This window comes from Roseateles sp. P5_B10 (assembly GCF_056400485.1).
Genome location: NZ_JBFULE010000140.1, coordinates 1 through 9,913 on the forward strand (window position 1 = coordinate 1; position 9,913 = coordinate 9,913).

The 9,913-nt window shown below is 66.6% G+C and carries 10 protein-coding genes; 9 read left to right on the top strand and 1 reads right to left on the bottom strand.

Features of this window, described 5'->3' with window-relative positions:
- The 9 genes from AC1DU6_RS11585 to ntrC form a co-directional block, all read left to right on the top strand.
- Positions 1 to 834 (top strand): YncE family protein (locus tag AC1DU6_RS11585; protein ID WP_477857313.1); only part of this gene is annotated, 834 nt, incomplete at its 5' end.
- A complete protein-coding gene (locus tag AC1DU6_RS11590; protein ID WP_457323976.1) occupies positions 831 to 1,658 on the top strand; it encodes a polysaccharide deacetylase family protein in 828 nt (275 codons plus the stop codon). The genes AC1DU6_RS11585 and AC1DU6_RS11590, both read left to right, overlap by 4 nt.
- Entirely contained in the window at positions 1,655 to 2,632 is a 978-nt protein-coding gene (locus AC1DU6_RS11595; RefSeq protein WP_477857315.1) for a sterol desaturase family protein, read from the top strand. The genes AC1DU6_RS11590 and AC1DU6_RS11595 overlap by 4 nt, the downstream gene beginning before the upstream one ends.
- Positions 2,632 to 3,465: an EI24 domain-containing protein gene (locus AC1DU6_RS11600; protein ID WP_056198393.1), complete on the top strand. Its 834-nt coding sequence runs from the start codon at positions 2,632 to 2,634 to the stop codon at positions 3,463 to 3,465. Before AC1DU6_RS11595 ends, AC1DU6_RS11600 begins: the two co-directional genes overlap by 1 nt.
- Positions 3,466 to 3,469: 4 nt before the next feature.
- Entirely contained in the window at positions 3,470 to 4,261 is a 792-nt protein-coding gene (locus AC1DU6_RS11605; protein ID WP_477857317.1) for a competence/damage-inducible protein A, read from the top strand.
- Between the two features lie 166 nt (positions 4,262 to 4,427).
- Complete coding sequence (glnA, locus tag AC1DU6_RS11610) at positions 4,428 to 5,843, top strand: type I glutamate--ammonia ligase (protein WP_477857319.1); 1,416 nt, start codon at positions 4,428 to 4,430, stop codon at positions 5,841 to 5,843.
- Between the two features lie 99 nt (positions 5,844 to 5,942).
- Positions 5,943 to 6,434: a hypothetical protein gene (locus AC1DU6_RS11615; protein WP_056199659.1), complete on the top strand. Its 492-nt coding sequence runs from the start codon at positions 5,943 to 5,945 to the stop codon at positions 6,432 to 6,434.
- Between the two features lie 24 nt (positions 6,435 to 6,458).
- On the top strand, positions 6,459 to 7,556 hold the full coding sequence (glnL, locus tag AC1DU6_RS11620; protein WP_056198384.1) for a nitrogen regulation protein NR(II): 1,098 nt from the start codon (positions 6,459 to 6,461) through the stop codon (positions 7,554 to 7,556).
- A 34-nt stretch (positions 7,557 to 7,590) separates the two neighbouring features.
- Positions 7,591 to 9,063, top strand: coding sequence for a nitrogen regulation protein NR(I) (gene ntrC, locus AC1DU6_RS11625; RefSeq protein WP_477857322.1), 1,473 nt, complete (start codon positions 7,591 to 7,593; stop codon positions 9,061 to 9,063).
- A 32-nt stretch (positions 9,064 to 9,095) separates the two neighbouring features.
- Here ntrC and AC1DU6_RS11630 read toward each other — a convergent pair.
- Positions 9,096 to 9,913, bottom strand: an 818-nt coding sequence (locus AC1DU6_RS11630; RefSeq protein ID WP_477857324.1) for an EAL domain-containing protein, incomplete at its 5' end; no start/stop codon positions are given.

The window sequence follows — 9,913 nt, forward strand, 5'->3', positions numbered from 1 at the left end:
GGCAAGGAGCCCCACCACCTCTACCTGTCGCCCGACGAGAAGTCCCTCATCGTCGCCAATGCGCTGGCCGATTCGCTGACCTTCATCGATCCGCGCACGGCCGAGGTCCAGCGTGTGGTGCGTGGCATTCCCGACCCCTATCACCTGCGCTTTTCGCCGGACATGAAGTGGCTCGTCACGGCGTCCAATCGACTGGACCGCGTCGACCTCTACCGTTGGCAGGGCAGCGTTGCGGCCGAGCCGCTGCAATTGGTCAAGCGCATCCCGGCGCCGAAGACGCCGAGTCACCTCAACATCGACACCAAGAGCACGACGCTCTACGCCAGTCTGCAGGACAGCGACGAGCTGCTGGCCATCGACCTGGCGACGCAGACCATCAAGTGGAAGCAGGCCGTCGGCAAGATGCCGGCCGACATCTACCTGACGCCGGATGACCGCTTCATCCTCGTCGGCCTGACCGGCGACAAGTTCGTCGAGGTCTGGGACGTCAGCGGTGCCGGTGCGCCCAAGCTCGCCAAGCGCATCCTGACAGGCGCCGGCGCCCACTCCTTCCGTGCCTGGGGCGACAAGCGCCATGTGCTGGTCAGCAACCGCGCCGCCAACACCATCAGCAAGATCGACCTGACGACGCTGACCGTCGTCGACCAATATCCGGCGCCGGCAGGTCCCGACGACATGGAGCTGCTGACCGATGGCAAGACGCTGCTCGTCACCTCGCGCTGGGCCGGCAAGCTCACGCAGATCGACACCGCCACGCGCAAGGTCGTCAGGCAGGTCAAGGTGGGCAAGTCGCCGCACGGCATCTGGACGCTGGATCACCAACCTCGTCTATGAAAGCCTGGGCCCTGGCGCTGGTGGTCACTGCGGCCACCGCGCAACCGTCTTGCGACAAGCCGGTCTACCTCACCTTCGACACCGGCCACATGGGTGTTGCGCCGCTGATCGCCGAGACACTGAAGAAGCACAACGCGAAGGCGACCTTCTTCCTCGCCAGCGAACCGACGCTGACCGGCGGCACGACGCTGGACGAGACCTGGGCGCCCTGGTGGCGCGAGCGTGCGGCCGAAGGCCATGACTTCGGCGCCCACACCTGGGACCACGACATCTTCATGGAAGACGTGCTGGATGCCGACGGCAAGGTGGTGCGCTTCAAGGTGAAGACGCAGGCCGGCGTCAACCCGCCTGTCGTTCACGAGGTCACRCCCGAGCAGTATTGCGAGAGCCTGAAGAAGGTCGGCGAGCGCTTCACGGCCATGACGGGCAAGTCGCTGGGCCCCATCTTCCGCGCGCCGGCGGGACGCTCGTCCAAGGCCCTGCTGAATACCGCCAAGGCCTGCGGCTTCACCCATGTGGGCTGGAGCAGCGCGGGCTTCCTGGGCGATGAACTGCCCAGCCAGAGCCACCCCAACGCGCAGCTGCTGGACAAGGCGCTGCGCGACATCAAGCCCGGTGACATCCTGCTCGCCCACCTTGGCATCTGGGAACGCCAGGACCCCTGGGCGCCGGCCGTGCTGGAGCCGCTGATGACGGGATTGGAGCAGCGGGGCCTATGCTTTGCACTGCTGCGCGAGCATCCCCGCTACGCCCCACTGTTCAAGGCCGCCGACACCAAGGTCGCCCTGAAGATCGAACCCAAAACCTACGCCCGCAAGCCGTGATCGACTGGATCGCCAACGCCTTCGACAGCCTGCAGCTGTGGCTCTACGAGTCCGTCGTGCAGCCGGTCGTGTTCGGACTGGGCTTTGGCAACCTGCTGGAGGACGCCTTCGATGCGACCGGCTGGCTGCTACTGGGGCTGATCCAGATCGTCGTCATCGTTTTGGGCATCGGCATCCTGGAGCGGCGCTGGCCGGTCGAGCCGGTGACTGACCACGCGGCCGTGCGCACCGACGTCATCTACACGCTGATCCACCGCCTCGGCCTCGTTCGCCTGTTGATCTTCTTCAGCATCGAGCCGCTGTGGGACGGCATCGCTGGCGAGCTGCGCATGGCGGGCCTGCCGACCTGGCAGCTCGACGGCATCTGGCCCGGCGTTACCGATGTCGCCTGGGTCAGCCTGCTGCTCTACCTCGCCGTCTTCGACTTCGTCGGCTACTGGCTGCACCGCGCCCAGCACCAGTTCAACTGGTGGTGGGCCCTGCACAGCCTGCACCACAGCCAACGCCAGATGACGATGTGGAGCGACAACCGCAATCACCTGCTGGACGACGTGCTGCTCGGCACGGCGCTGGCCCTGCTGGCCCGCCTCATCGGTGTGGAGCCGGGGCAGTTCGTCGCCATCACCGTCATCACCCAGCTGCACGAGAGCCTGCAGCATGCGAACGCGCGCATCAGCTTCGGCCACATCGGCGAGCGCCTCTTGATCAGCCCACGCTTCCACCGCCTGCACCACAGCATCGGCATCGGCCACGAATCCGGTGGCCGCGGCACGCTGGGCGGCCACAACTTCGGCGTCCTGCTGCCGCTATGGGACCTGCTGTTCCGCACCGCCAACTTCGAGAATCGCTTCGACGCCACCGGTGTGCGCGACCAGTTGCCCGAGGAAGGTGGCCGCGACTACGGCGGCGGCTTCTGGCACCAGCAATGGCTGGGGCTGACCCGCCTGTTCCGCTCGTTCAGGAAAGCCGCTTGATGCAAAGCCTCGTCGACTCCTTCTGGCGCGCCGCCGCCTACTGCCTGCATCCGCGCGTTATCGGGCTGTCGTTGCTGCCGCTGCTCATCTGTGGCGTGTTGGTGTTCGGCTTCATGTTCTTCTTCTGGGAGGGCGCCATTGCCGCAGTGCGCGCGACGCTGGAGAGCTGGCGCCTCATCGAGAGCCTGCTGCAGTGGCTGGACAGCTGGGGTCTGCAGGCCTTCCGCAGCGCGTTGGCGGCCATCGTCGTGCTGGCTGGCGTGCTGCCGGTCGTCATTCTGATGAGCCTGCTGCTGGTCGCGCTGCTGATGACGCCGGCCATCGTCCGCCTCGTCGCCCAGCGCCGCTTCCCGCTGCTGGAGAAGAAGCGCGGCGGCACGCTGATGCAGAGCGTCGCGGCCTCGCTGGGCGCCACCGTCATCGCGCTGGTGCTCATCCTGCTGTCCATGCCGCTGTGGCTGATCCCGCCCCTCGTCATGGTGCTGCCGCCGTTGATCTGGGGCTGGCTGACCTACCGTGTCTTCGGCTTCGACGTGCTGGCGGACCATGCCTCCGCCGAGGAGCGCCGCGCATTGCTGAAGGAGCACCGCATCCCGATGCTGGCCATGGGCGTGGTCTGCGGTTATCTCGGCGCAGTGCCGTCACTGATCTGGGCCGTTTCCGGTGTGGCCGCCGTCATCTTTGCGCCCTTCGTCGTGCTGCTGGCGATCTGGCTGTACACCTTGGTCTTCGCCTTCTCGACCGCCTGGTTCACCCATTACGCGCTGGGCGCCCTGCAGGCGCGGCGGGCGGCGGAGCCGGTGGCTGAATCTGCCGTCCTCATCGAAAGCTGAAGCTATGCAAGTGGGTCTCATCATCATTGGCGACGAGATCCTCTCGGGCAAACGCCAGGACTCGCACCTGGCCAAGTTCATCGAGTTGCTGGGGCAGCGCGGCATGCAGCTCGCCTGGGCGCAATACCTGGGCGATGACCGTGAGCAGCTTGTCGGCAAGCTGCGCGAGGCTTTTGCGAGCGGTGATCTCATCGTCAGCTGCGGCGGCATTGGCGCCACGCCCGATGACCACACCCGCCAGTCGGCCGCCGCCGCGCTAGGCCGGCCGCTGGCCCTGCACCCCGAGGCGCGCGAGCTGATCTGGCAGCGCATCCAGCAGATGGCGGCCGAACAGGGCAAGACGGTGACGGCCGACGAGCCCGACACGCTGCGCCGGTTGGAGATGGGCGTCTTCCCGGAAGGCGCCGGCATCGTGCCCAACCCCTTCAACAAGATCCCCGGCTTCTTCGTTGGCAACGTCCACTTCGTGCCGGGTTTTCCGGTCATGGCGCATCCGATGATGGCCTGGGTGCTGGACCGCTTCCCGCAATTGCATCGCCAGGCCGGCGTCATCGAGCGCTCGCTGATCGTGCAGGGCGCGATGGAGGCCAGCCTGACGCCGCTGATGGAGACCATCGAGGCCGAGTTCGCCGGCATCAAGGTCTTCAGCCTGCCGAGCGTCGACCATCCGCAATGGGGACGCTGTATCGAGTTGGGAGTGAAGGGGGAGGCGCAAAGCCTCGACGTCGCCTATGACGCCCTGAAGCGGGGCGTGATCCAGTTTGGTGCGACCATCAGCACCGAGCTGGTGCGATAGTTCTCGCGCTGTCACGGGCCCCGCCACATAATCCCCGGCGATGCCGGGCAGCAACCCATGTCGGTGCATCTGGCATGCAACCTGCTTTAAATCCCCCCGTGGCCGCTGGCGCGTGTGCGTCGGTGGCGGCATTCCACCCCTGTCCAGATCCCGCTAGGAGCTATTGATGGCCAAGACCGTCGCCGATGTGATGAACATCGTCAAGGAAAACGAAGTCAAGTTCGTTGACTTCCGCTTCACCGATACCCGTGGCAAGGAGCAGCACGTCTCCGTGCCGGTCTCCCATTTCGACGAAGACAAGTTCATTTCGGGCCACGCCTTCGACGGCTCCTCGATCGCCGGCTGGAAGGGCATCGAAGCCTCGGACATGCTGCTCATGCCCGATCCGAACACTGCCAACATCGACCCCTTCTTCGAAGAGCCGACGCTGATCCTGTCCTGCGACGTCGTCGACCCCGCCGACGGCAAGGCCTATGAGCGCGACCCGCGTTCGCTGGCCAAGCGCGCCGAGGCTTACCTCAAGGCTTCCGGCCTGGGCGACACGGCTTATTTCGGCCCGGAACCCGAGTTCTTCATCTTCGACAGCGTGCGCTGGGGCAATGAAATGTCCGGCTCGTTCTTCAAGATCGAGTCCGAGGAAGGCGCCTGGAACTCCTCCAAGGAATACGAGCACGGCAACTCCGGCTACCGTCCCACCGTCAAGGGCGGCTACTTCCCCGTGCCCCCGGTCGACAGCGGCCAGGACATGCGCTCGGAGATGTGCCTGATCCTCGAGCAGATGGGCATTCCGGTCGAGGTGCATCACCACGAAGTGGCGAACGCGGGCCAGATGGAAATCGGCACCAAGTTCAGCTCGCTGGTGCAGCGCGCCGACTGGCTGCAGCTGCAGAAGTACATCATCCAGAACGTCGCCCATGCCTATGGCAAGACCGCGACCTTCATGCCCAAGCCCCTGGTGGGCGACAACGGCAGCGGCATGCACGTTCACCAGTCCGTCTGGAAGGACGGCAAGAACCYGTTCGCCGGTGACGGTTACGCCGGCCTGAGCGAATTCGCGCTGTACTACATCGGCGGCATCATCAAGCACGCCCGCGCGCTGAACGCCATCACCAATCCCGGTACGAACTCGTACAAGCGTCTGGTGCCCGGCTTCGAAGCCCCGGTCAAGCTGGCCTACTCGGCCAAGAACCGCTCGGCCTCGATCCGCATCCCCTACGTCGCCAACCCCAAGGGCCGCCGCATCGAAGCGCGCTTCCCGGATCCTTCCGCCAACCCCTACCTGGCCTTCAGCGCGCTGCTGATGGCCGGCCTGGACGGCGTGGAGAACAAGATCCATCCGGGCGAAGCCGCCACCAAGGACCTGTACCACCTGCCGCCCGAGGAAGACGCGAAGATCCCGACCGTCTGCCACAGCCTCGACCAGGCGCTGGACTACCTGGACAAGGGCCGCTCCTTCCTGACCAAGGGTGGCGTGTTCACCGACAGCTACATCGATGCCTATATCGAGCTGAAGATGCAGGAAGTGACGCGCTTCCGCATGGCCACGCACCCGGTCGAGTTCGACATGTACTACGCGCTGTGATGGCCATGGGCAGCACGCGCGCTGCCTGTGTCATCCCCGTGGAAGGGGGCCGCTGGTGCGGCCCCTTTTTTGTTGCCGACGCTGAGCCACAATCCCGCCATGCTGAATCGATTGCTGGCTCCGTTGTTCGTCCTGGCCAGCCTGGGCGCGCAAGCCCAGGGCACGGTCTATCGCTGCCCCGGGCCGCCGGTGCTCTACACCGATGCCTTGAGCGCGAAGGAAGCCAACGAGAAAGGCTGCCGCACGATCGAAGGCACGCCGATCACCGTCTTGCAGGCACCCAGGCCGCGCGCCAGCGCTTCGGCGGCACCGGTGGCCGAGGGGCCGCGCGGTGCTGAAAGCCGCATCGACGCCGGCCAGCAGCGCGTGCGCGACGACGAGCGCCGCCGCGTGCTGCAGACCGAGCTGCGCCAGGCGGAAGAACGCCTCGCGGCCGCGCAGCGCGAGTTCAACAACGGCCAGGGTGAGCGCCGCGGCGACGAGCGCAACTACCAGAAGTACCTCGACCGCATGGCCGAGCTCAAGGACAGCATCGCCCGCCACGAGTCCGACATCCAGGCGCTCAAGCGCGAAATCGCCAAACTTCCCTGAGGCGCAGAGCGCCTCCGGCGCTCCATGACCGATACCTTTTTGCTGCCGGCGGAATTTGCCGGCCTGGACTTGCTGGCGACCATGGTCGTTGTCACCAGCGCGGAGGGCGAATGCCTGTTCGCCAATGCCGCCTTCGAGAACGTCATGCGGCTGTCGCGCCGCAGCGTGCAGAAGGCCCAGTTACCCGACTGGTTCGATGACGCCCAGCGCCTCACCGAGACCCTGGCCGGCGTTGCTGCCAACCACTACTCCAGCAGCCGCTTCGACGCCTTGCTGCGCCGCGGCTCCTGGGCCCACGAGGATGGGCTGCCCGTGCATGTCATCGTGTCGCAGATGGATGCGGGCGACGACGACGTGCCGCGCGTGCTGGTGGAGCTCATCGAGATTGCCCAGCAGGCGCGCCAGGACCGTGACGAGCGCAGCCTCGACCAGGTCCAGGCCACCAAGGAGCTGACCCGCAACCTCGCTCACGAGATCAAGAACCCGCTGGGGGGCATCCGCGGTGCAGCGCAACTGCTGGCGCTGGAGCTGCAAGACGGCAATCCCGAGCTGACCGAATACACCCAGGTCATCGTGCATGAGGTGGACCGCCTGCAAAGCCTGGTCGACCGCCTGCTGGCCCCGCATCGCCGCGCCCAGGTCGTCGGTGATGCCAACATCCACGAGATCTGCGAGCGGGTGCGCGCGCTGGTGCTCATCGAGCATCCCAAGGGCCTGGTCATTCACCGCGACTACGACACCTCGCTGCCTGACTTCCGCGGCGACCGCGAGCAACTGATCCAGATGGTGTTGAACATCGTGCAGAACGCCGCGCAGGTGCTGGGTTCGCGCATCGCGGCCGGCGACGCCCAGATCGTTTTGCGCACGCGGGTGGCCCGGCAGGTGACCATCGGCAAGCAGCGCTGGCGCTTGGCATTGGAATTGCATATTGAGGACAACGGTCCCGGCGTCCCCGCCGAGATCCGGGATCGCATCTTCTTTCCCCTGGTCTCAGGGCGGGAGGGCGGCTCGGGACTCGGACTCACGCTTGCGCAGACGATCGCCCAGCAACATCAGGGCATGATCGATTGCGAAAGCGAGCCGGGCCTGACGAATTTCCGAATCACGCTGCCCTTGCCTTGACGCCACAAGCCGACAGGATGGGCTGAGGAACCGCATGAAATCCATCTGGGTTGTTGACGACGACCACTCGATCCGCTTCGTGCTCGAGAAGGCCCTGGCCCGCGAGGGGCTGCCGGTGCGCAGCTTCAGCAATGCGCGCGACATGCTCGCTGCTCTCGACGACGACAGTCCGCAAGTGCTGGTGTCTGACATCCGCATGCCCGGCGGCTCGGGCCTGGAACTGCTGGCCAAGGTCAAGGCGCGGCTGCCGGCGCTGCCCGTCATCATCATGACGGCCTACTCCGACCTGGACAGTGCCGTATCGGCCTTCCAAGGCGGCGCGTTTGAATACCTGCCCAAGCCCTTCGACCTGCCGCGCGCCGTGGAGCTGATCCGCCGCGCCCAGGAAGAGAGCCAGCGCGAGGCCGGCGAGCAGGAGGCCGCCGCGCAGGTGCCCGAGATGCTGGGCCAGGCGCCGGCCATGCAGGACGTCTTCCGCGCCATCGGCCGCCTGTCGCAGAGCAACGTCACCGTCATGATCACGGGCGAGAGCGGCTCGGGCAAGGAACTGGTCGCCCGCGCGCTGCACAAGCACAGCCCGCGTGGCGAAGGCCCCTTCGTTGCCATCAACACCGCGGCCATCCCGAAGGACCTGCTGGAAAGCGAGCTCTTCGGCCACGAGCGCGGCGCCTTCACCGGTGCCCAGGCCTCGCGGCGCGGCCGCTTCGAGCAGGCCGACGGCGGCACGCTCTTCCTCGACGAAATCGGCGACATGCCCTTCGRGCTGCAGACGCGCCTGTTGCGTGTGCTGTCTGATGGCCAGTTCTACCGCGTCGGTGGGCACAGCCCGATGCGCAGCAATGTGCGCGTCATCGCCGCCACACACCAGAACCTGGAAGACCGTGTTCGCCAGGGCGTGTTCCGCGAGGACCTGTTCCACCGCCTCAACGTCATCCGCCTGCGCCTGCCGCCGCTGCGCGAGCGCCGCGAGGACGTGCCCTCGCTGGCCCGTCATTTCCTGCAGCGCAGTGCGACCGAGCTGGGTGTCGAGGCCAAGCGCCTGTCTGACGCCGCCCTCGTCGTGCTGACCAATTTCGACTTCCCTGGCAATGTGCGCCAGCTGGAGAACATCTGTCACTGGCTCAGCGTCATGGCGCCCAGCCAGACCGTCGAGCCCAAGGACCTGCCGGACGAGGTGCAGCCCGGCTATGTCCCGGCGCCTTCCACGACGGCCATGACAAGCGTGCCGGCTGCGCAGTCCAGTGCCGCTGCGCCCCTGCCGGCCGCCGCGCCGGCCAGCACCAGCAGCGGCGAAGGTTGGCTGGCCGACATGGCTGCCGATGCGCGCGCAAGGCTGCTAGCGGGTGAACCTGACGTGTGGGATGCGCTGACGAAGAAGTTCGAGGCACAGCTCATCCTGACGGCGCTGGACATCACGCGCGGCCGCCGCATCGAGGCCGCCCAGAAGCTCGGCATCGGCCGCAATACCATCACACGCAAGATCCAGGAGCTGGGCCTGGACGTTTGAGAAACGCCGCTCCCCGGTCTGCCGGGGAGCCGCTACAGCGTGTCCACCATGATCGGCCTGCCGGTCAGATAGCCCTGGATCAGGCGAAAGCCCATCTCACGGCAGACCTGGGCCTCGGCCTCCTGTTCGACGCCTTCGGCCAAGGGCACCGAGCCCAGCTCCAGCACCATGCGCACCAGGTCGCGCACCATGCGTTGCTTGCGCTCGCTGGCCTCATGCAGGTTGCGCACGATGCCCATGTCGAACTTGACGAAGTGCGCCGGCACCTCGGCCAGCTCGTTCAGCCGTGCCTGGCCGGCGCCGAAGTCGTCGTAGGCGAACTCCACGCCGATGCCGTTCAGGCGCTCGGCCAGCTCGCGCATGCGGTCGACTTCGACCACAGCGCTTTCGTGCACCTCCACCACCAGCTGTGGCCGCGTGGGCAGGGCCAGCAGCCCCTGCAGGGCCTGGAAGAACTCTTCCGAGAAGGTCTCGCTCGGATGGGCGTTGACGAAGACGCGCATCCCCTGCGCTTTGGGCGCCAGCGCCGCTACGCCATGGGAGCGGAACGCTTCGCTCAACTCGGCCTCGCGCCGCAGCGTGGCGGCCATCCGGAACAGGTGCATCGGCGAGCCGGGCAGCTCAGGGTGCGTGCAGCGGCCCAGTAGCTCGTAGGCGAACAGCCCGCCCGTGCGCGCGTCGACGATGGGTTGCGCCGCTGCCGTCAGGCCTCGGCCGGCCAGGAACTCCAGGAACTGCGCCTCYAGGCGCACGAAGTTCTGGCTGAGGGGGTTCATGCCCGGTGAGACCACCATCGTGCGCATGGGCAGCGGGCCCGCCACGGTGGCCGCAGCAAGCGTCTCGTCGTGGG